This window comes from Cognaticolwellia mytili (assembly GCF_002104475.1).
GTDB classification, from domain to species: Bacteria; Pseudomonadota; Gammaproteobacteria; order Enterobacterales; family Alteromonadaceae; genus Cognaticolwellia; species Cognaticolwellia mytili.
The window spans coordinates 36,641-57,678 of sequence record NZ_NBOF01000002.1 but is presented as its reverse complement, the minus strand read 5'-3'; the positions used below and the strand labels follow the sequence as shown (position 1 = coordinate 57,678).

At 36.7% G+C, this 21,038-nt stretch carries 21 protein-coding genes; 15 read left to right on the top strand and 6 right to left on the bottom strand.

The features are described from left to right. The first annotated feature begins 123 nt into the window (after positions 1 to 123). Both B7C41_RS05240 and B7C41_RS05235 read left to right on the top strand, forming a co-directional pair. The gene (locus tag B7C41_RS05240; RefSeq protein WP_085297762.1) at positions 124 to 1,560 is read left to right on the top strand and encodes a zinc-binding metallopeptidase family protein; all 1,437 of its coding nucleotides are present in this window, start codon (positions 124 to 126) and stop codon (positions 1,558 to 1,560) included. Positions 1,561 to 1,950: 390 nt separating this feature from the next. Continuing rightward, positions 1,951 to 2,832 (top strand): discoidin domain-containing protein, encoded by an 882-nt coding sequence (locus B7C41_RS05235; RefSeq protein WP_085297761.1) that lies wholly within the window; start codon positions 1,951 to 1,953, stop codon positions 2,830 to 2,832. 193 nt (positions 2,833 to 3,025) lie between these two features. Here the strand turns inward: B7C41_RS05235 and B7C41_RS05230 are convergent, their stop codons facing one another. Beyond that, entirely contained in the window at positions 3,026 to 4,138 is a 1,113-nt protein-coding gene (locus B7C41_RS05230) for a 1-acyl-sn-glycerol-3-phosphate acyltransferase (RefSeq protein WP_085297760.1), read from the bottom strand. A 299-nt stretch (positions 4,139 to 4,437) separates the two neighbouring features. Here B7C41_RS05230 and hpf point away from each other — a divergent pair, with 299 nt between their 5' ends. From hpf to nudC, 4 genes are all read left to right on the top strand, one after another. Further along, entirely contained in the window at positions 4,438 to 4,794 is a 357-nt protein-coding gene (gene hpf, locus B7C41_RS05225) for a ribosome hibernation-promoting factor, HPF/YfiA family (protein ID WP_085297759.1), read from the top strand. A gap of 152 nt (positions 4,795 to 4,946) precedes the next feature. Further along, positions 4,947 to 5,360: an alternative ribosome rescue aminoacyl-tRNA hydrolase ArfB gene (gene arfB, locus B7C41_RS05220; protein WP_085297758.1), complete on the top strand. Its 414-nt coding sequence runs from the start codon at positions 4,947 to 4,949 to the stop codon at positions 5,358 to 5,360. A gap of 146 nt (positions 5,361 to 5,506) precedes the next feature. After that, positions 5,507 to 5,839, top strand: coding sequence for a winged helix-turn-helix transcriptional regulator (locus B7C41_RS05215; RefSeq protein ID WP_085297757.1), 333 nt, complete (start codon positions 5,507 to 5,509; stop codon positions 5,837 to 5,839). Between the two features lie 19 nt (positions 5,840 to 5,858). Further along, a complete protein-coding gene (nudC, locus tag B7C41_RS05210) occupies positions 5,859 to 6,848 on the top strand; it encodes an NAD(+) diphosphatase (protein ID WP_085297756.1) in 990 nt (329 codons plus the stop codon). 102 nt (positions 6,849 to 6,950) lie between these two features. Here nudC and B7C41_RS05205 read toward each other — a convergent pair whose 3' ends face one another. Then, positions 6,951 to 7,742: a peptidylprolyl isomerase gene (locus tag B7C41_RS05205; RefSeq protein ID WP_085297755.1), complete on the bottom strand. Its 792-nt coding sequence runs from the start codon at positions 7,740 to 7,742 to the stop codon at positions 6,951 to 6,953. A 272-nt stretch (positions 7,743 to 8,014) separates the two neighbouring features. Between B7C41_RS05205 and B7C41_RS05200 the strand changes: the two genes are divergently transcribed. Further along, on the top strand, positions 8,015 to 9,796 hold the full coding sequence (locus B7C41_RS05200; protein ID WP_235839614.1) for a thiamine pyrophosphate-dependent enzyme: 1,782 nt from the start codon (positions 8,015 to 8,017) through the stop codon (positions 9,794 to 9,796). A 111-nt stretch (positions 9,797 to 9,907) separates the two neighbouring features. Here the strand turns inward: B7C41_RS05200 and lepB are convergent, their stop codons facing one another. Both lepB and B7C41_RS05190 read right to left on the bottom strand, forming a co-directional pair. Next, positions 9,908 to 10,573 carry a signal peptidase I gene (lepB, locus tag B7C41_RS05195; RefSeq protein WP_085297754.1) on the bottom strand — a complete coding sequence of 222 codons (666 nt, stop codon included), beginning with the start codon at positions 10,571 to 10,573 and terminating at the stop codon, positions 9,908 to 9,910. 175 nt (positions 10,574 to 10,748) lie between these two features. After that, complete coding sequence (locus B7C41_RS05190) at positions 10,749 to 11,363, bottom strand: hypothetical protein (RefSeq protein WP_085297753.1); 615 nt, start codon at positions 11,361 to 11,363, stop codon at positions 10,749 to 10,751. Positions 11,364 to 11,586: 223 nt separating this feature from the next. Here B7C41_RS05190 and B7C41_RS05185 point away from each other — a divergent pair, with 223 nt between their 5' ends. From B7C41_RS05185 to B7C41_RS05160, 6 genes are all read left to right on the top strand, one after another. Then, positions 11,587 to 12,099: an RNA methyltransferase gene (locus tag B7C41_RS05185; RefSeq protein WP_085297752.1), complete on the top strand. Its 513-nt coding sequence runs from the start codon at positions 11,587 to 11,589 to the stop codon at positions 12,097 to 12,099. A gap of 299 nt (positions 12,100 to 12,398) precedes the next feature. Then, positions 12,399 to 12,608 (top strand): cold-shock protein, encoded by a 210-nt coding sequence (locus B7C41_RS05180; RefSeq protein WP_077287100.1) that lies wholly within the window; start codon positions 12,399 to 12,401, stop codon positions 12,606 to 12,608. Positions 12,609 to 12,705: 97 nt separating this feature from the next. Beyond that, positions 12,706 to 13,857 (top strand): cell division protein ZapE, encoded by a 1,152-nt coding sequence (gene zapE / locus B7C41_RS05175; RefSeq protein ID WP_085297751.1) that lies wholly within the window; start codon positions 12,706 to 12,708, stop codon positions 13,855 to 13,857. A gap of 209 nt (positions 13,858 to 14,066) precedes the next feature. Beyond that, a complete protein-coding gene (locus B7C41_RS05170; RefSeq protein ID WP_085297750.1) occupies positions 14,067 to 14,870 on the top strand; it encodes a DUF2884 family protein in 804 nt (267 codons plus the stop codon). Positions 14,871 to 15,139: 269 nt separating this feature from the next. After that, positions 15,140 to 15,937 carry a tRNA-uridine aminocarboxypropyltransferase gene (locus tag B7C41_RS05165; RefSeq protein ID WP_085297749.1) on the top strand — a complete coding sequence of 266 codons (798 nt, stop codon included), beginning with the start codon at positions 15,140 to 15,142 and terminating at the stop codon, positions 15,935 to 15,937. A 92-nt stretch (positions 15,938 to 16,029) separates the two neighbouring features. Continuing rightward, positions 16,030 to 16,467, top strand: a complete 438-nt coding sequence (locus B7C41_RS05160; protein ID WP_085297748.1) for a DUF3010 family protein — start codon at positions 16,030 to 16,032, stop codon at positions 16,465 to 16,467. Between the two features lie 83 nt (positions 16,468 to 16,550). Here B7C41_RS05160 and B7C41_RS05155 read toward each other — a convergent pair whose 3' ends face one another. After that, positions 16,551 to 18,701: a M3 family metallopeptidase gene (locus tag B7C41_RS05155; protein WP_085297747.1), complete on the bottom strand. Its 2,151-nt coding sequence runs from the start codon at positions 18,699 to 18,701 to the stop codon at positions 16,551 to 16,553. 108 nt (positions 18,702 to 18,809) lie between these two features. On the opposite strand from B7C41_RS05155, the gene B7C41_RS20510 reads away from it, so the two are divergent. Both B7C41_RS20510 and B7C41_RS05150 read left to right on the top strand, forming a co-directional pair. Beyond that, complete coding sequence (locus B7C41_RS20510; RefSeq protein WP_268875397.1) at positions 18,810 to 18,941, top strand: hypothetical protein; 132 nt, start codon at positions 18,810 to 18,812, stop codon at positions 18,939 to 18,941. Positions 18,942 to 19,220: 279 nt separating this feature from the next. Beyond that, positions 19,221 to 20,378, top strand: coding sequence for a tetratricopeptide repeat protein (locus tag B7C41_RS05150; RefSeq protein WP_143764307.1), 1,158 nt, complete (start codon positions 19,221 to 19,223; stop codon positions 20,376 to 20,378). Positions 20,379 to 20,433: 55 nt separating this feature from the next. Here the strand turns inward: B7C41_RS05150 and B7C41_RS05145 are convergent, their stop codons facing one another. Next, positions 20,434 to 20,955 (bottom strand): TlpA disulfide reductase family protein, encoded by a 522-nt coding sequence (locus tag B7C41_RS05145; protein ID WP_235839612.1) that lies wholly within the window; start codon positions 20,953 to 20,955, stop codon positions 20,434 to 20,436. Between the last annotated feature and the right edge of the window lie 83 nt (positions 20,956 to 21,038).

The following is a 21,038-nucleotide window of genomic DNA, read 5'->3' as shown; positions in this document are numbered from 1 at the left end:
AGCTTTTTACATGGCATTTGTAGCTTAAAATGAGCAAGTTATCGAATAATGCTTGTCAGCTGTTCTTATTAGCTTCTATGATGGCGCACGTCTTTTATCTGGGGTCACCATTAAACATATACTATGAATTTAACTAAAACATTAACAAGTTTGGCCATTGCCAGTACTTTGACATTTTCCTCAGCTGCTTTAGTGCAAGCTGCAGATGCGACAGCTAAAAAATCATCACTTTCAAGTTGGTTGAATTTAAGCGCAAAAGAATTAAAAGCAGTTGAGCGTTACGCCACAGAGTATAAAGACTATATTTATAAAGCACCTACTGAGCTGACTTTCGTTACAGAAACCATTAAAAGAGTAGAGAAGCAAGGGTTTAAAAAACTTAGTGAAAAAAGTAATTTAAAACCTGGTGCACGTTTTTATGATGTTAACCGTGACCGTTCAATGACCTTAATTGTGATTGGTAAAAAACCATTAGAGCAAGGTACCCGCATTGTAGGTGCACATATTGATGCGCCTCGTTTGGAATTGAAAGGCCGTCCGCTATTTGAAAAGCAAGAATTTGCGATGTTTCAAACATACATTCATGGTGGTATTAAAACTTATCAATGGGTTAACATTCCACTAGCTTTAGTTGGACGAGTGGATAAGAAAGACGGCACTGTCGTTAATATTTCTGTTGGTTTCGATGAAAACGATCCAATCTTTATGGTGACAGATCTTGCTCCTCATGTTGACTCGTCTAATCGTAAACGTACAAGTCGTAACGTTATTGGCAAAGAAGAGCTTGATGTTATTGTTGCTGCGAAACCAGCACTAGATCAAAAAATTAAAGATCAGGTCAGTGATTATTTAAAAGCGGAATATGATATTTCAGTTGAAGATTTAGTTTCTGCTGAACTTGCGTTAGTACCGGCGACTAAACCTCGTGATGTTGGTTTTGATCGCAGTATGATCGCAGCATACGGCCAAGATGATAAAGCATCATCCATTGCTGCAGTAAAAGCACTGACAGAACAAAAAATACCAGAATATACAGCTATCGCTTACCTCGTTGATAACGAAGAAGTGGGTAATATTAATAATACTGGCGCGAGTTCCACTTACCTCGTTGATATGATTAGCGGCCTACTTTATAACCAAAAAGGTGATGATTATAACGACTATCAACTACGTAAGGTTCTGCGCAACACTAAAGTTATTTCAGCTGATGTCAATCCTGGTGTTAATCCTACGTGGTCAGGTGTATGGGAACTCGGTAATGCACCGCGTTTAGGAAACGGTGTTAATTTGAAACTTTATGGTGGTGGCTTTAATGCTAACTCAGAGTATATGGCGTGGACGCGAAGCTATTTAGATAATGCTGATATAAAGTGGCAGACTTCAACTTATAAAGGCAAAGCATCTGGCGGCACTATTGGCAGTGATCTCTCAAATGATAATATGGAAGTTATTGATTTTGGTGTGCCGATTTTATCAATACACTCACCGTATGCCGTTGGCTCTAAAGTTGATTTATATTCATTGTATAAAGCGATGTCTGCGTTTTATCAGCAAAAGTAATTAAGGTTAAAACTGTTTAAGCTAACAGCATACTGTTAGCTTAAACTAAACATAGGGTCGATCTGATGTTGAGATAATAATTCTTTTTATATGAAACATTTTCCTTGCCCTTAAGAGCTATTAATTAGCCAAAAATAATCAACTTGCTATGAAAAACACCGCTCGCTTGTCATTTATTTGACCTATGTTCAGATTGATTAGTAAATCAACAAGCCTTAATTAAATGGATAAAATTATATTTTATCCATTTCATGTCAAACAAAATACCAAATTTACCGATTATCTGCTGGCTTAATTTCGATAATGATACTCACTCACCAGTCCAATTTTTTGACAAATTAATGGCATTAAGTTTGCTTAGCGTTAGTAATATTTATTAAGGGGTACAATATGAAGACCAAGTCATTGTTATTTACTTTACCGTTCGCCGCACTTTCATTTTTTTCTAACGCTGATGTTGCTGAATTTAAGGGTAAAGTTACAGATATTCTTGTAGGGAAGTCGGAAACTATCAAAGTTGGTCTATTAGTACCTGAAAATAAGCCCATTACTTGCACTAATAATGAAGATAGTGATTGGCTAATGACGTTTGAACGCGGACATAGTTATTCTGATGATTGGTTTGATGTTCTAAATTTAGTTCGTAGAACTCAAGAAACGATTAGAATAGGTTACGTTGAAAACAGCTCTGAAGAATGTGCTATTGAATATTTGGCTTTGCTCAAAGGTGATGGAAACGCTGATGATGATGACAAAGTAGGAGACTCATTAGAAAGAAGAGGTACGTTTGGCAGTATTTCTCAAATTTATACCAATAATCTAACGGAATCTAACTATAGCGCAAGTGGGTATTATAGTGCTGATGTCGCTGCCGCTGCCTTTGATGGCCATATCTTTGGCGCACAAATAGTTGAAGAAGAAGGAACACTTATTGGCCGTGGTATTTGGTTAATTAAGAAAGAGAAGACTGTGCCGACAGATGGTTACTGGCTGCAAGTAGAATTTGATAGACCAGTGAGTGTTTCAGGATTTAGGGTGTTAATTAATACAAAAGCTGCTGAATTAGGTCGAGGCCCTAAAGGGATCACTATTCTGACCTCAGCTGATGGTCAAAGCTTTGAAGAACAGGGTAAATATTCGTTATCAAAAACAATTGATCAGCGTGCTGATTTGCCAGAAAAAGTAGAAGCGAAAATATTTAGAATTAAAGTAACATCGAACTATGGTGATAACTATATAGAAATTGATGAATTAGAAGTATTTTCTAAGTAGCAACTAAATATAAGGTTGAGATCTCACTTATATTTCTGCTAACTATAAATGCCCCCAGTGCTTCAAGTGTATTGAATAATTGGGGGCATCCTTAAGTAAGTACTCTTGAGTAGCCAGTTCACTTCTCAATTGAACGAGTTTAAATACGGTAATATTTTCATAATCAATAATTACTAATCAGGGTTCATGTTATTTAAACTATACCAGTGGCAAGCTGCTCTTTAGCATAAACAGGATTAGCGTACATAGTTAATAGCCAGTGTTTTTGCTCATCAGAGAGGTATTCCATACGTTGGTTAAGTTGTGCGAGTACCGAGGTATCAGCTTGTTGCCGATTTAATGTGGCATGGGCAACTAAGTTACTATTATAAAGCTTATAATTAGCAATAATCTCTTTATCTATCGTCGCTGCAATAGCCTTACTGTCCGCAAAATCACCTTTAATAGCCTGGCAAAACTCTAAATGCACACGACCTTTTTGGCCAACTAGACCTTGAGTGATGCTTTTAAGATCTTCACCTTCTTGCTTGACGTAGCTACCTGTTGCTTCTTTTTCCGCAAGCTCGATGGCTTTATCATTGTCACAAGGATCAAATTCATAGGAAATGGACACAGGTATAATGTTTAGTTGTTCTAAATATTCTTCAATAGGCACCTGTTTATCTTTATTGAGCAATAACATAGAAATCAATGCTGAATTTGTTTTATCAATGCCATCTTTTGCGCGACCTTCACGCTGAGCAATCCAGATGTTTTGCTGACGGTTTGCTACGGTATCATGAATATAAGCAGATAGCTGCTTTGATGATTTTAGCATGGCACGTTTATTTTCGGCATTACGTTTAACAATAAAGCTTTTGTTAATACGCATTAAGTCAGCAACCCAAGGTTGATGTAGTAAGTTATCGCCGACAGCAGCTTCTACGGTATTAATATCATTTTTATAAAGTGCTAAATTGACTAAGGCGACATCTAAAACAATATCTCTGTGATTACTGATAAATAATGCTGGCTTAGACTTATCTAAGTTTTCTATGCCGCTGAAGCTAAAACCATCAGTACTTTTTTTAATTAAATGGTGAAGATACTTTGCAACTTCTATTTGAATTTGTTCAATGTTGTGAAACTTTTTTGCACGAAACTTTAAAGACAATTTAACAATTGAACAAGCAAAACTTGGAAAAAATCGATATAATTTTGGCAGTTTCAAGCTGGCAATTGAAACTTGTAAACCTCTTTCATTAATTAACTTTTCGATTACTGCAGCTACCTCGTCATCTCGATAAGGTCTTATATCATCAAACATTCAGAAATCTCTTTAAAAGGGTAAAAATAAACGTAACTATAAGCTCGATTATAACCGAATCAACTTTAAAAATGCTTGCATTGTTTAATGCTTTGAGTAAATTTTTCGGAAATCATAGATAGAATTACTCGAGATACTCATTTGAAAGAGCTCATAAAGTTTGCAATGGCTTGGTGTTAGTAAAACTATTGGGAAATCATCAAAGTTAAAATTAATTAGAATTTTTTTTGTGTTTGACTTGCGTTTTTATCAATTAGACCCAAGTATTGATAATGAGTAACCAATAAAAAGGAATACCTATGAAAATAAATCTTTCAGGTCATCATGTCGACGTTACTGATTCAATCAAAGAACATATCCATGAAAAATTCTCAAAAATAGCGACACATTTTCCAACACTAATTTCTCTAGATGTAATTTTGTCGCAAGAACATAACAAACATAATGTAGAGCTGCGAACAACCTATGAAGGCGGTCGCATCTCTGCTTCGGCAAATGATGATGTGATGTATCCAGCCATCGCAGGCGCAGCAAAAAAATTAGATGCGGCATTAAAGCATCGTAAAGGTTTACTAAAAGCGAATTTACACAGTAAACCAGCGATAACAGCACCTGAAATTGCTCATGAAAAAGTGCAAGAAATGAACCTGAATTAATTTTATGCTTTTTATATCAAAGGAGGCAGTAGCCTCCTTTTTTATTTTTTAAAATTTCATTTTAGGAATATTGTGTTGATATGATAATAGCTATAAAAATAAGCCATTTAAGCGTAAGAAACTTATGACAATAAAAATTGCAGTGGAATTCAATGCTAGATATCTCTAATTCAATTACTCTAGCAGAATGGGAAGTAGAGCTTAATGCTATTCGCTCACAGGGTAATGGCGGTCAACGGGTTAATAAGGTTGCTACTGCTATTCATTTACGTTTTGATATTAAGCGCTCATCTTTGCCTACAATATATAAAGAGAGGCTATTAATGTTGAAAGATAGCCGTATTACTGCTGATGGTGTAGTGATCATTAAAGCTCAGTCTTTTAGAACACAAGATCAAAATAAAGATGATGCACTCAAAAGGTTAAAGGAAGTAATTTTAGCCGCAATGGTAGTACAGAAAGCCCGCCGAGCAACCAAACCAACCCGAAACTCTCAAAAGCGTCGAGTAGAGAATAAAAAGAAAAAGGGTGAAACCAAATCACTACGTAGCAAGGTCAATTTATAGTTTTAGCGCTCTGATTAAGCCATTTTTTCATATCGTAACTATCGGTTTACTTGCCTTTTAACTACATATTATGTAGCTTACTACATAATATGTAGTTAAATTTTTGTCAGCAGATAAAAATAACTTGTTAGTTTAAAGGGAGTAATATGGCTCTACCTATACCGGGAACACCAGTGCGAGGCTCTAAATCAGGTAAACCGATCATGGCATTGCTTGATTTATTAGGTCGAACTTGGGCCTTAGGAATTATATGGCAGCTTCGGCAAGGGACGTTGAGCTTTAGCGAGCTACAAGCTTGCTGTGAGAATATCTCTCCAACTCTATTAACGACTCGTCTTAAAGAATTACAACAAACGAAATTGATTGAAAAAAACCTTCAAGGTTATCAATTAACGTCAATTGGCTTAGGGTTGTTTGAAGTTATATCGCCACTAGGCCAATGGGCTAAACAATGGCAGTTGTCATTTGAACAGCCGTAAAGTTAAAAAGGAATTTAGTATGAGCAGTGAACTAACATTTTGCAAAATGCTACTTGATAGAGCAAGTCACTTAAGAAAAAATACAGCCTGGCTCGCTGATAAAATATTAGCTAATGAAAGTTGCTTTTATTTCTATTGGCAAAATAAGTTTCTTTATTTAGAGCAAGAAATCTTTGTTTATCATCAAAACGAAAATAGTGTAAGTAATGATGTTTTATCAATATCAGATATTAGCCAAAGCGATAAGTTAACTTTTTTAGGTTTAGAAGGCGATACCGCTCACTTTGTTTTTGACTTATCAGAGTTCGGTGAAGCAGCGCTAGAACAATGGCTGTTAGGTATCGGCCATAATAAAGTACAGCGTACTGCTAAATTTATTGATTTTAGGCGTTCTCTATCATTGTTAAGCTCTGCGCAAGCTTCGATATTAAGTTATGCTAAGGCTTTAATTCATTGGCAACAAAGTGCTGTTTACTGTGGCTCTTGTGGCAATAAAACACAGCCTCTAGATGGTGGCCATAGAATGCAATGCTTGAGCGATAAATGCCAAAAAGAGCAATTTCCAAGAACCGATCCTGTAGTTATTATGCTTGTTGAGTATCAGCCTGAAGTTGGGCCTGCAATGTGCTTACTCGCAGAGCATCATCGAATATCTGAACAAGTTTACTCCACTCTTGCGGGCTTTGTTGACCCTGGAGAGTCATTGACTGAAGCGGTCAGTCGCGAAGTATTTGAAGAAGTAGGAATTACTGTTACTGAGATCAGCTATGTGGATTCTCAACCTTGGCCATTTCCAAATTCATTGATGCTAGGTTTTATCGCACGCGCAACAAGTACTGAAATTAATCTTGAAGAAGAAGAGTTACGCAGTGCTGATTGGTTTACTGCTGAACAACTTGCTAATTTTTATGAGTGGGGTGATGATGTAGAAGGTGCTAAGTTGCCAAGAAAAGAGTCGATAGCTAGGCTTTTAATAGACTCTTGGTGTGAAAAACAACGCAGAAGCTAATTCATAGCGTTGTAGATTTAAATATTAAAAACAGCCCTAATTAGGGCTGTTTTTAGTTTGAGTATTCCAACAGCACTGGAATGCAAAGGTTAAGACTTAATGCTATTTTTTAAAAAAACGTCGAATTGAAACTAAGGCTGTAAAGGCTAAACCAAACCAAGCGATAGATCCTCCGCCACTGCTAGACTTCGGTGGTGTAGGTGTTACCGGTGGTGTAACGGGTATTGAGGTGTTTTTTACTGGTGTTAGGCTATCAGCCGAGTTTACTGTCGAGTCAGAAACCACCGCCGATACTATGGTGACAAAATTTTCAGTGCCTGGAACAAAGCTTGTATCAGCGCATTGTTCGGCCGTGTAGTTTGGCATTGGTGTACTACCGCAAAGAGATAAAGCGGCAATAGCATCTACTTTATCCATGCCTTCAACTATTTCACCAAAAACAGTAAAACCACCGTTTTGAATATCTAACTTTGGATCACCGCCACTATTATCTGATAAATTTATAAACCACTGGCTTGTTGCGCTATTTTCATTGCCACTAACCTTTGCCATAGCAATAGTGCCTCTAACATTTGAATATATAGGTTCATTTTTAATGGCATTATCTGTTGGAATGGCGTCTAAAGGGAGCTTACCTGTAAATTCAAAGCCACCAGCTTGCATAACAAACCCTGGCTCAACACGGTGTACTACAGTGTTATTATAATCTTCATCTGTAACGTACTTAAGGAAGTTAGTGACAGTTATTGGGGTCGTTTCATCGTGTAAGTTAACTTTGAATGTTTCAGTAGACGTCCCATATGAAACTGTAAATTCTACGATGGTCGCGGAAACTGAAAGGCTGGCAAAGGTAAGTGCAGCAATTGATATTTTTGAAAGAGTCGATAAAGTCATAAGGTAATTTACGTCATTGTTATTATATTAAAAGTCCATAAATAATAAATTTTTTTGTGTAAAGCAACAAGAGCTAATATTAGGTTTATGTAATGTAAAAGTTGTTTTTCATTCAAATATCCTACTTTACATTGCCTGTAAATATATTCTGCCAAGCAAACCTTACCTTGATATTAAAATGAACGTAGAAAGATGATCTTGATCAGTCGTGAGCCTAATCATTCTTAGTAAAGTCCTCGCTCTTTGTGAAAATAGTGTTTAAGGATTTTTAAGTGTCGATTTCATATGAAATGAATTTAGGCAAGACCTATAATGAAAGCCTGCCCACTTTAGGCAATGTTATTGCCGATGTTATTCAGTTTTTTGGTGCTGAGCGAATTTATGGTGTAGGTGGTGATTTTGCGGCTAATCTAATCGCAGCTATTGCCCCTAAAGTAGCAATTTGTCCATCAAGTAATGAAATGCATGCCGGGTTTTCTGCTTGTGCAAAAGCTGAAGTTGATGGTATCGGTTTTTGTTTATCAACTTATATGGTGGGCAGTTTACCTTGTGCATCTGCCGCCGCATTGGCGGTTACTGAAGGTTTGCCTGTTGTTTTTATTTCTGGAGCACCTGCTGAAGCCGAGGTAGATAGCTTAGCTATTCATCATACTTTACACCCTAATACCGCTTGGAAAACTGAATATGATAATGCCTTAAATGCTTTTGCAGCATTAGGCGTGAAAGTTGAACGCTTACAAGGACAAAGAGCCGATGGACACCCAAATGTTGCGGGAGAGCGCTTTTATCAATTAGTGGCTCATGCTTATAAAACCAAACAACCGGTTTTTATCGAAATACCTCGAGACCAAGTGTTCCAAAAGACACAACCAATTCAACTGCCGAAACTTGTTGGTGAAATATGTGGTTGTGAGCACGTACTTACAGGCTCTGAATTAGTCGTTGATGCCATTATTGAAAAACTAGCGAGTGCTCAGTTTCCGGTGCTGTATTTAGGCGATAGGTTAAAGCACAATAAAACCTTACAACGATTACTAATGGCGTTTGCTAATAAATTTAACATTCCTTATGCAACAAGCTGGTTTGCCAAAGGAATTTTTGATGAATTCGACTCGCTTTGTTTAGGTGCATATAATGGCGTTTTCACACAATCCTCAGGTCGAGACTATATTGAAAATAAAGTAGATTATGTTATTGATGTCGCTAGCAGTATTTTACCGCAAGACAGTAACATAGCGTTCGCAACGGGCACACATAAAATTGAATTGCTGACTAATAAAACCTTACTGAAAGGTGGCACCTTATTAGAGCAAGATCTGATCGAAATATTTCAATTATTACTGCAACGTCACGAAAAAGTATTTGATTTTTTCGCACCAGAGCTTGAATGCAAAACAGTAAACTTTGAGCATGAAGTTGACTTTAATAACTTAGCCAGTACGTTAAATCACATACAGAGCCAGACTCATACCGCTTTAGTATATTTACCTGAAGTGGGAAATTCATATTTTGCGAGTTATAGCTTAAAGGTGAAGCAATCATCTTTAGGGCGTGGTTGGCTAACGAATCCTTGGTATGGTGCTATGGGGACTGCACTACCATATGCGCGTGTTGTAGCTCAACGTATTCAAGACAATGCAAAAGATGAAAGAGCTGTGGTTATTATTGGTGATGGTGGCTTTCATTTTCAGTTAAATGAATTGATTCATTTTTTAAAAGATAAAACCGATGTCACCATTATTTATATGCGCAACAACGTTTTTCATTTAGGAAAAAGCGGTGATGATGCGATATACCACTGCAATGATGAACGATTTGATGTCCACCAAGTGATTCAAGGTTATCAAGGGCATTCAACGACCATTAACACCACAGGTGATTTTATTTCTCGCTTTGAGGAGACATTAAAGCGTTCCGGTATTTCTTTAATTGAAGTATTAGCCAAGCCGATAGAAGAGAAGCAGTGCCATGAAATTCGTTTACTTAACTTATATATCAAAGCTAAGAATGGCCAAGCTGACGCGCTAGAGCAGTGGCAGGCACTGACGGTGTAGGCATTCGCTTTATAAGCAATTAATTTGCAAAGTAGAGTTGTGAAAAAACATGATGGTTAAATTAAGAAAATTTTTAGCTTAACCATCACACTTCAAATATAGAATTTATACTTAAATCGCTTTTAGAAAACGATCGCTGCGTGGCATTAAATATTTGTCATAGTTTAAAGAAAAAGCGACTTTACTCGAACGACCAATGATTTCTTCGCGCGGGACTAAGCCAATCGAACGTGAATCGGCGCTATTATCTCTGTTGTCACCCATCATCAGGTAGAAGCCTTCGGGAATGGTTATTTCACGAAAGTTAGCTCGCGTTGGCTGCATAGCATTACCTGGTTGCACTTTAGTGCGTATCAAGTGTTTATTTCCGGCAATGCTTTCTTCGCTTAGTACGTAATCATTTTTTATTGCGAGCACTTTATAGTTGGCAATTTCTTGGTTAACATGTAACTGGTTTTTAACCAATGATACGGTATCTCCTGGAATACCTATTACTCTTTTAACTAAGCGCTTGTCGGCAACTTTTGATTCAAAAATCACGATGTCGTTACGTTCAGGGTCGGTAAATTTAACCAATGTTTGCTGGCTGAAAGGGAGTTTTAAGTCATAAGCCATTTTATTAATGAGAATACGATCGCCTTCGACAATGGTTGGTTTCATTGAACCAGTAGGAACATCGTTCCAATCGGCGACTGCACTGCGAAAAACTAGCATTAAGCTAATAAATAGTAGTAGAGATTTGTTTTCTTTAAATAAGTTTGAAACTTTTCTTCTCATGATATTCCCTTTCAATTGCTTGATAGATCAATAATGTAATATAAAAATAATGACTTAGTCTTCGACTAAATCATTATTTTAAAGTTCCACCATTTGACGGAAAATAGAGAACGGAAATGTAACTGCTTATTTCCAAGTTGAAGAAATTATCCCTCGACTTGTAAATTAGCCTTCGTTATCTATCGCTATAACCCCAAGGTGCTGCTGGTGGCGTAACTGGTGTCAGCAAATCAAAATCGACACGAAATTCACGACCTTGGCGAATAAGGCGATAACTAAACTTTTCTGGGTAGATAAACATCTGCCAAGTATTTCCTGCTGATTGCGGGATACCTGTTTTAACAAATAGCTGTTTTGAATACTCATCGGCAGGAAAAGACTGAACTTGTGACCAACCTGCGTCATTGGTATGCCCACCATACATAGTTGATTCATCATGGCTGCCATCTTGATGACGGTGGTCGTGTTTTAATGAAAGTCCTGAGCCTGTTTTAGTGATTATCCAAGTTCTTGAAGCATCATCACCAACATGAAACGGTATTTCTAACTTATCGTCACTACATTTTCTCACATGCATAATGAGTTCTTTGTTAGCAAAACTGTCACCTTCTGCATTATCTATGGCGACTTTGCCTTGAAAGGCTTTGCCACAATGTTTTTTGATATTGGCAAAAAATGTATCGTGGCTATCAATGGAAACTAATGGTGCGTCGCTAGCGATAACTGAGCTTGCATAAAAACAGATAATACCAGAGAGGACTTTTTTAAATGTGTTTGTTTTGAAGATCATGTAATGACTCTACTTTTTAAAAATGAAAATAAGCTAAGCATGATGCTATCAGAAACAAGTCACTATGTTAGAGATGTTTTTGTCATTTATTCCAAACGCTAAGTACCAGCTGTTTAAATATATATTTTTTACTAGGGTTTTAATAAAATCTTCTTGTAGTCTTTTTCATTGCAGCGCAAAATTGCGCAGAATTAACTCGCTTTAGCTAAAAGTATTGGTAGAAATGAAAAAAGAAAATGTTGTTATTGGATTAACCGATCCTAAAAGTCCAACGAATGTTGGCGCAGTTATGCGTGCAGCTGGTTGTTATCAAGTAAATGAAGTACGTTACACGGGTGTTCGATATGCAAGAGCTGCAAAATTTCATACTGATACAAAAGATGCTTCTCGTAAAATTCCTTTAAATGCGGCTGAGTCTTTAATTGACAATATATTGCCTGAGCAGCAGGTTATTTGTGTTGACTTAATTGAAGGCGCAATATCGTTGCCTGATTTTGAGCACCCTGAAAATGCACTTTATATTTTTGGACCTGAAGATGGCACAATTGCCCAGGAAGTTATTGATAGAGCTGATGCAGTAGTTTATGTGCCGACGATTGGCTGTATGAATTTAGCGGCCAGTGTTAATGTGTTACTTTATGACCGGCTTGCTAAATCTACGCAGACAGTCATTGGTGATGAGCTCATTAAAAAAAGCCGCGATACTAATAATACAGTGAAAGTCAAAGTTAACTAATTATGCTTCAAACTGACTAAGCTAGTTGACCGAATAGTCAGGTATTGCCTGTTATTGTTGATTTTAAGCACTATTCATTCTTTTTTTTAAAAGAAAACTGGTTTTTCGTCAAAACGGCTTGACTATTCTCAGGAAATCTCTATTATCCATCTCAGCTAGAAAGTAAGACCTATATTTATGTACAAAGTTTCGAAGTTATATTAGTAAGTAGCTCGTCCTGTTTAATAAGTAATAGCAACACTTCCTGCAACATCGCCTTATTTTTGAGGCATCAATTACGAATAAATAGGATAATTAAAATGTCTAATACAACTACTGGTACAGTTAAATGGTTCAACGAGTCTAAAGGTTTCGGTTTCATCGAGCAAGAATCTGGTCCAGACGTTTTCGCACATTTCTCTGCAATCTCTGGCGACGGTTTTAAAACTCTTGCTGAAGGCCAAAAAGTACAGTTTACTGTTACTCAAGGTCAAAAAGGTCCTCAAGCTGAGAACATCGTAGCACTTTAATTAATACTTTTGGCTGGCAATGCTAGCTAAACTATTAAATAGTGTTAAAAAAGAGGGGAGACATTGTCTGCCCTTTTTTTATGCCTGAAGAAAAATTATGTCGGTTATTGAGTATTATCATCGGTTAATTCAATCACATGATTTAAAGCCAGATGAAGAACAATATCGTGCTGTTGTTGCACTAGAAGAGTTATCACAAAGCTTAAACGAAAAATTCAAACATCGTAAGCTAACATCCATAGTAAAACAACTTTTTAAATCACAAGGTCCTATTCAAGGCATCTATTTTCATGGTCGTGTCGGACGCGGTAAAACCATGCTGATGGATTTGTTTTATCAACAGCTTAATATTACGCGTAAAAAGCGTCTGCATTTTCATCGTTTTATGGAAAGTGTGCATTTAATGTTGGGTGATTTTAATGGTCAAGCTAACCCCTTAGTTCTCATTGCTAACGTTTGGGCAAAGGATGTTGATGTTCTTTGTTTTGATGAGTTTTTTGTCAACGATATTGCTGATGCGATGTTACTGGCAGGGTTGTTTGATGCGATGTTTTCTCTTGGTATTACACTCATCGCGACATCAAATTGCGCACCTGTGCAGCTTTATAAAAACGGCCTACAGCGAGAACGTTTCTTACCAACAATTGATCTTATCAATTGCTATTGTCGAGTCATTTCAATTGATGGTCCACATGATTATCGATTAAATGAAGAAGAGTCTACAGCCTGTCATTATCGTGATTTTCATATAAAAGCCAATAGCGAAGCGCTTTTTCTCAAGCAACACTTTGCCGAACTTGCTAGCGAAACTATGCAGTATCAAAGCTCAATAACAATTCACCATAGAAATATCGATTACCTTGCACTAGCTGATGATGTTGTTTGGTTTGACTTTATGGCCATATGCTCTGGACCGCGTAGCCAACGAGACTATATTAAATTGGCTGATATGTTCAAAGTGGTACTAATTAGTAGTGTGCCACAGTTTAGTGGCGAGCTTATCCCTGCTGTATTTTCAGGGGTAGAAGACAGTTACCAGCGTAGCGGCGTAGTGATGGGAGAACTTAGAGGTTTAGATGATGAAGCAAGGCGTTTTATCGCCTTAGTTGATGAGTTTTACGATAGAGGTATTCGTCTTATTATTGAAGCAGATGTTGATATTAATGAACTTTATCAAGGCAGCCAATTGGCTTTTGAGTTTGCTCGTTGTAAGTCTCGTTTGTTTGAAATGCAAAGACTTGTCTATTAATCACATTTGTATTTCATTTTTAATATTAATTTAACCATTATATTTACTATCTAACTAAATATTAGTCATTTTTTTATTTTCTAATTTTCTTTGTTTTTTAACTTATTGATAATTAGCTGTTTTTATTTTGGCATTAGACTTGTAAACAATATTGATAACAGGGTGTTAATAAAACTCTATATTTGATTAGTTTATAAAGGAAGGTAAATATGAAAACTTTGATCGCTACTGCATTAATTATCGCAAGTTCAACAAGCTATGCTCATGACAGTTCTTTTTCTAGTGAGTCATGTAACGTAGATTTAAATGGTGGTGTTAATATTAGCGCCAAAGAAATTACCTTCTCTAAAAATAAATCTCCACTATATACCATTGTTAATAATGACACGCTTATTGTGGATGGTGAAGAAATCGATTTAACCAGTAGCCAGCAATCGCTATTAACAGAATATTCAACAAGTATCCGTAATGTGGTACCTGAAGTGAAAAGTATTGCGCTTGATGCTATCGACTTAGCGATTGACGGAGTTAACCTTGCCTTCAATGAGTTATTAGGCGAAGGGAATAATGTTAGTGCAGATTTAACCACGCAATTAACGACTATCCGTACTGAAGTTGATAGTGAGTTTGACGGTTCAAGAGACTTCTACATTGATGAAGATGGTTTTGCTGGTGATGACTTCTTCGGCGACGATTTTGAACAACGTATTGAAACCGCGGTTGAAAGTACAATTCAAAACTCTATTGGTAGTTTAATGATTGCCGTTGGCCAAGAAATATTATTTTCTGGCGGTAATATGGATGCCTTTGAAACACGTATGGAAAACTTTGGACAACAAATAGAACATGAAATGGAGTCGCGTGGCGAAGGTTTAGAAAAACGTGGTGAAGCACTTTGTCAATCAGTGATCATGATTGATGAAATGGAAGAACAATTAAAAGATGAAATTGACGAGATAGCGGGTTTTAACTTCATCGCTGCTAGTCAAAAAACATCACATAATGAGATTTAATCTGTCGACTGATTTTTATGATTAAGTGATTACGTTATAATCTGATTTTCAATAGAAGCGCTAGGGTTAGTACCTTAGCGCTTTTTATGTACAGGCTTCTCGCAGATTGCATATCTTTAAAAGCATTAGTGCATCATTAGGTGTCAATGCGTTTTAGTGTGTATGTTCGAAATTATATTATTCTTTTTACCGTGTTTTATCGTATTTTTATTGCTAAGGCTGAAACTGCACGTTAAAGTAGCGCCCCAAAATCAGCTGATAGATCACTTATGCACGCAGTTCAACGACTTCATCAATATCGTAAAAGTTTAAGCACAACGACTTATAAGTCGAGGGGGCAGCGAGTGATCCGTTGTGAGCTGTGCCGATTAGCTGAAAAATTTTGTATTTGTTCATTGACACCAAATGTAGAATCTAATGCTGGCTTCTTATTATTAATGTACGATACCGAAGTGTTAAAGCCGAGTAACACCGGTAAGCTTATTGCTGATTTAATACCAGATACTTATGCCTTTTTGTGGTCGAGAACAGAAGAAAACCCAGAAGTACTTGCACTGTTAGCCAATCCTATTTGGCAACCTATGATTGTGTTCCCGAAAGACTATGCGGGTGAAGAGCGAGAAATTTTCGATAATGAAGTGGTGCTTTCTTCCGGTAAAAGACCATTATTTATTATGCTTGATGGTAGTTGGCGCGAAGCGAAAAAAATGTTTCGTCGCAGTCCATATTTACAAAATCTACCTGTTGTATCATTTACACCTAAAGCGCCTGAAAGTGATGCAGAAATAAGCTCTCGATATCAAATTCGTGTGGCAGCAAATAATACTGAGTTAGCGACCGCCGAAGTTGCTGCACAGGTATTATCGCTAACAGGAGAGCAAACCAATGCTAATTTGCTCGACTTATGGTTTGATGTTTTTAGTTATGAATATCAAAGAGCGGTTTGCCAAGGAAATAAGGGCAATCCTAATGCGGTTGCTGATTACATGGCATTTACTAAACAACATGATATTGTGTTAGCTAAAGATTTAGCAACCGCCAATATCGAAGATTTAACGAAGAAATAAAAGCGATAAGCTTTACTTTAAATGTATGAAAACACTGCAGCTTAAGTAAAACTAATTTATAATAACGCACACAATAGAAATGGGGTTAATTTATGAAAATATGTGGTGTTGAGTTAAAAGGTAACGATGCAATTATTTGTATCATGTCAAAAGAAAATGGGTTGTACGACATACCTAAAACGCGCGTACAGAAAATTAGCCTTGTTGATGCTGGTGATGCCGAAGAAGTTCAGTACTTCCAAGCGACTTTTGCAAAGTTAATGGAAGACTACAAAGTTGATAAAGTTGTTATTAAAGGCCGTGCACTAAAAGGTAAGTTTGCGGGTGGTCCTGTTGGCTTTAAATTAGAAGCAGCAATTCAGTTAATCAAAGATTTACCTGTAGAAATCCTTGCAGGTACATTTATCAAAAAAGCATTAACACGCAGCCAAGTCGATATTGATTTTCGTGATACTGGTTTAAAGCAATATCAACAACCTGCATTTGAAACTGTATTTGGCTTTTTTGAAGGTAGTATGTACTTACAGTAAAATGAGTAGGTTTGTACTTAGTCAATAAGATAATAAAAAGGGTCGCTAGTTAGCGACCCTTTTTATATTCTAGGTAAGCATAATTACTTAGTACTTAAGCCACGACGCTCAATAAGCGCTTCGACTTTAGGATCTTGACCTCTGAAACGACGGTACATTACCGTTGGATCGTCAGTTCCACCGCTTTCTAATACATGTTTACGATAAAGTTCAGCCGTTTTTTGATCAAATATGCCATTTTCTTTAAATGCTAACCAAGTGTCAGCGTCATAAATATTTGACCAAATATAGCCATAATAACCTGCAGAATAACCACCCGCGAAGATATGTGAGTAATAACCGGTTTTATATCTAGGAGCAATTTGCTCAATTAAACCAATTTCTTTTAAAACGTTTTTCTCAAAGCTATTAGCATCTTGTAATTCAGCTGTTTCAAGTGAATGCCAGCTCATATCCAGTAATGCGGCTGCAAGGTACTCTGTGGTGCCAAAGCCTTGGTTAAACTTGCCTGATGCCTGAATTTTCTCTACTAGTGCTTGAGGAATAACTTCCCCTGTTTTGTAGTGTTTAGCAAAATTTGCTAATACTTCTGGCTCAGTCATCCAGTTTTCCATCACTTGCGAAGGATACTCTACGTAGTCACGAGGTAGTGATGTACCAGTTTGTGAACGGTAATAACCATCAGACAATAAGCCTTGAATTGCATGACCAAATTCGTGGAATAAGGTTGATGCTTGATCAAACGTTAACAAGGTTGGTTGGTCACCAATAGGGCGAGGGTAGTTTAATACGTTGTAGATAATAGGCGTTACGTCTTCGCCATTCATTTTAAATTGTTTACGGAAGCTGCTCATCCAAGCGCCACCACGTTTACTTTCACGCACGTAATGGTCAACCATGAAAATACCAATGTAGCTACCATCGCGGTCAGAAACTTCAAATGTACGTACATCTTTATGGTATTTAGGTAAGTCATCACGCTCTTTAAAGGTTACACCCCAAAGTTTCTCGGCAGTATAGAAAACACCTTGCTGTGTCGCTTCTAATGAAAAGTATGGCTTAGTTTCTGATGCGTCAATATCGTAGCGTTGCTTACGAATTTTTTCAGAGTAGTACCACCAATCCCAAGCAGCAACTTCAAACTTACCACCTTCAGCGTCGATCATTTTTTGAATATCTGCTGTTTCTTCTTTTGCACGCTCTAACGCTGCAGGCCAAACTTTATTTAATAACTCAAAAACATTTTCAGGCGTTTTTGCTGTTGCATTTTCAAGCACGAAATGTGCGTGGGTTTTATAACCTAATAACTGTGCTTTTTGGTAACGAAGGCTAGCCATTTCACTAGCGATAGCTTGGTTATCGTTCACATTGCCGTTGTTGCCGCGCATGGTGTACCCTTTGTAGATCGTTTCGCGCAGTTTACGGTTTGTTGAGTAGGTTAAAAATGGATTTTTACTTGGTCTATGTGTGGTAAATACCCATTTACCTTCATGGCCACGTGTTTTTGCAGTTTCTGCCGCTGCAGCGATAATATCTTCTGGTAATCCGTCAAGGTCAGCCTTATTATCGATTACCATTTCAAAACCGTTGGTTTCAGCTAATAAGTTTTCACCAAACTTTAAACTAAGACCGCTAAGCTTTTCATTTAATTTACGTAGCTTTAGCTTGTCAGCATCATTTAAGTTTGCACCACCGCGAACAAAACTTTTATAAGTTTTATCTAAAAGACGTTTTTGATCTGTGCGAAGCTCAAGTTGCTCTCTTCGGTCATACACCTGTTTTACGCGTTGGAATAAAGCATCATTTAACGCAATGTCATCACCTAAGGCTGATAGCTTTGGCGATATCTCTTTCGCTATAGCACGCATTTCTTCATCAGACATTGAACCAGTTAAACCATAAAAGGTATTACTAACTTTATTTAGAAAATCGCCAGATTTCTCCATGGCAACAATGGTATTTTCAAATGTAGGACGAGATCTAACTTTTGTCAGTGCATCAATTTCAATCTTATTTTTCTCAATACCATGATAAAAAGCCGGTAAATAGTGGCTTTTATTAATTTTATCAAATGGTGGAATACCGTATGGCGTGTCGTATTCTGCAAAGAATGGGTTATTTGCGCTATTTTGAACTTTTTGCTCAATTTGCGTTACGTTTACAGGAGCATTGTTCTGCTGACAACCAGCCAAAGCAATGGTGACTGCAAGAGGTGCTAGATAACGAGTTTTCATTAAATTACCTTTTTGGTTTATTTCCAAATGGATACGAAGATTTACTCAATGCGATAGTTTGTATACACCCTTTGCACTTGAAGCTGCTTGCCCTTAGAGGCAGAGTTGATGTCTAAGCTTTACGCTGAAATTTCATCTTCAATTGAGACGGGTACACATCGCTTTGAAGCTTGCAGTAATTCTATGTCGCATATGAGTTCGGTACAAGAGCACGATTTACAAATTAGGATGAATGGTTAGTAATTGACGTTAAAATATCCTGATATTGGTTTTTACCTGTATGGGGATGTTTAAATCTAATAATTTATATGAATATACACAGAGTCAGTAGGAGAGCATGTGATGCTACTTAATTTTGTTGCTTTCTATATTAACTGAAATAAAAGTGCTAGACAAAGCACACTTTATTTTTTATAAAGTGTATTACGAATCTTATCGTATTTTAATTGTATGTCTTTATTATATGCAGTTCTCGAACGATAATTGTGTTTTTTGAAGGTGTATGAGCATAAGGATTTGATGATGTTAAAAAAAGTCAACTGGGTTTTAGCTATTTTTATGATCGCCACTATTGGTTGCACTAGTGTCAGTAATACATCGGCTAATAGAAAACCTGTACCACTTAATCTCAAGCTATTTGAAATGGTTGCTCCTGTTATTTCTGAGCAAAAATTATATCTACTTACAAAGCTGCAAAAAAAGACTTTTTTAGATTTTTATAATCAACAAATTAATGAAGGCTATTTGCCCCATGAAGCTATTCGGTATTTTTTAGAAAATAAATTATCTAGTTTTACCTATTACGGTAAAACTTATACTGCTAGTGCAGCAATGATGAATAATAGCGGCAACTGTATGAGTTTAGCTATATTAACGACTGCATTCTCTAGACTCGTTGGAGTCGAAATAGACTATCGTAAAATGCACTCCCTACCTATCTACGAAAAACATGGTAATGTTATTTTGTCATCAAGTCATGTGCAATCATTGCTTTATGATCCCAGTTTTGTGCCTGAGAATAACTTTATTTACCTTGGTCGTCCTGCCATTGTTATAGATTACTTTCCGCAAGAAGGAAACATTAGCTCTAAAGTGGTAAAGAAGAATCAATTTTTAGCGATGTATTATGTCAATAAAGCAGCAGAATTCTATATAGAAAATAATCTAGATAGTGCTTTTGCTTATGCAAGTGAAGCTTATCATATAGATAGTGAAAGTGCCTCGGCGATGAATTTACTAGCGCTATTGCATAAAAAAAGAGGTGATGATGCTAATGCAGAACGTTTATATTTAGCTGCAATCGATAGCTCTGATTCTAATATTAGTGTTTTGGATAATTATGTCGTGTTATTAAATGGTCAAGAAAGGTTTGAGAAAGCTAAAGAAATGAAACAACGTATTGAAAGCTTTTATGATCCTAATCCATATCACTGGCTTGAGAAAGCACAGTTAGCTAGGCGCCAAAATGAACACTCTAGTGCGGTGCGCTTCTATCGCAAGGTCATTAAACTTGCGCCTTATGTCAAGCAAGCCTATTTAGAGTTACATGAAGTATATTTAATACAAGGAAAGAAATTACAAGCGATTGCAATTTTACAGCAATCTTTACCTTGGCTACATGAGCCTAAACAAAAGCGAAAATACAAAAAACAACTCTATCAATTAAGTGCTATTTAGTTGGAAAATAGGTAAAAGGAAACGTAGGGTAAGCAACATTTGCCCTACGTTTAGTTTATTTAGCTATTTCTTTAGTGGCAAGCTCTAAACGCGGATCAGAAATATCAGAACTGGTCGATTTAAATATCACTTGGTTATTTTTATTGATAAAAAAAGTGGTTGGCGTACCTTTTACACCGTAACGCATTGCTACCTCATCACCATTTACAGCAGTGATAAAACTATAACCACGAGATGCTAATTCATCTTGTGGTAATGCACCTTCATCTTCATTAAAGCTAATTGCGACAATTTTTACGCCTTTATCTTTATACTTTTTCTCCAGTTCTACTAATTTTGGCTGCAATTTTTTACAATACGGACACCATGTCGCCCAAAAGTGTAAAATAACGGCTTGTCCTTGAAATTTCGATAAAGAAATATCGCTACCTGACTGAGTTTTCAACTGCCAAGCTGGAGCCGTAGGTGCTGTTACTGTTTCTGTGCTTTCGTCGGCTAATGCACTAAATGAGAATAGCGATAAGACCATTAATAAAAGCGCTGCTATACGTTTTTTTTGATTTATAAGTGTATTCAAAAAGGTCACCATAAATAAATGATTGGATTAAAGCATTTGACCTGCCAATTACCTATCTGGTTTCAATTTTATTTTTTATTTGT

Coding starts and splice junctions, on each gene's coding strand:
- B7C41_RS05240 (WP_085297762.1), top strand. CDS start 124: ATGAATTTAACTAAAACATTAACAAGTTTGGCCATTGCCAGTACTTTG.
- B7C41_RS05235 (WP_085297761.1), top strand. CDS start 1,951: ATGAAGACCAAGTCATTGTTATTTACTTTACCGTTCGCCGCACTTTCA.
- B7C41_RS05230 (WP_085297760.1), bottom strand. CDS start 4,138: ATGTTTGATGATATAAGACCTTATCGAGATGACGAGGTAGCTGCAGTA.
- hpf (WP_085297759.1), top strand. CDS start 4,438: ATGAAAATAAATCTTTCAGGTCATCATGTCGACGTTACTGATTCAATC.
- arfB (WP_085297758.1), top strand. CDS start 4,947: ATGCTAGATATCTCTAATTCAATTACTCTAGCAGAATGGGAAGTAGAG.
- B7C41_RS05215 (WP_085297757.1), top strand. CDS start 5,507: ATGGCTCTACCTATACCGGGAACACCAGTGCGAGGCTCTAAATCAGGT.
- nudC (WP_085297756.1), top strand. CDS start 5,859: ATGAGCAGTGAACTAACATTTTGCAAAATGCTACTTGATAGAGCAAGT.
- B7C41_RS05205 (WP_085297755.1), bottom strand. CDS start 7,742: ATGACTTTATCGACTCTTTCAAAAATATCAATTGCTGCACTTACCTTT.
- lepB (WP_085297754.1), bottom strand. CDS start 10,573: ATGAGAAGAAAAGTTTCAAACTTATTTAAAGAAAACAAATCTCTACTA.
- B7C41_RS05190 (WP_085297753.1), bottom strand. CDS start 11,363: ATGATCTTCAAAACAAACACATTTAAAAAAGTCCTCTCTGGTATTATC.
- B7C41_RS05185 (WP_085297752.1), top strand. CDS start 11,587: ATGAAAAAAGAAAATGTTGTTATTGGATTAACCGATCCTAAAAGTCCA.
- B7C41_RS05180 (WP_077287100.1), top strand. CDS start 12,399: ATGTCTAATACAACTACTGGTACAGTTAAATGGTTCAACGAGTCTAAA.
- zapE (WP_085297751.1), top strand. CDS start 12,706: ATGTCGGTTATTGAGTATTATCATCGGTTAATTCAATCACATGATTTA.
- B7C41_RS05170 (WP_085297750.1), top strand. CDS start 14,067: ATGAAAACTTTGATCGCTACTGCATTAATTATCGCAAGTTCAACAAGC.
- B7C41_RS05165 (WP_085297749.1), top strand. CDS start 15,140: ATGCACGCAGTTCAACGACTTCATCAATATCGTAAAAGTTTAAGCACA.
- B7C41_RS05160 (WP_085297748.1), top strand. CDS start 16,030: ATGAAAATATGTGGTGTTGAGTTAAAAGGTAACGATGCAATTATTTGT.
- B7C41_RS05155 (WP_085297747.1), bottom strand. CDS start 18,701: ATGAAAACTCGTTATCTAGCACCTCTTGCAGTCACCATTGCTTTGGCT.
- B7C41_RS20510 (WP_268875397.1), top strand. CDS start 18,810: ATGTCTAAGCTTTACGCTGAAATTTCATCTTCAATTGAGACGGGTACA.
- B7C41_RS05150 (WP_143764307.1), top strand. CDS start 19,221: ATGATGTTAAAAAAAGTCAACTGGGTTTTAGCTATTTTTATGATCGCC.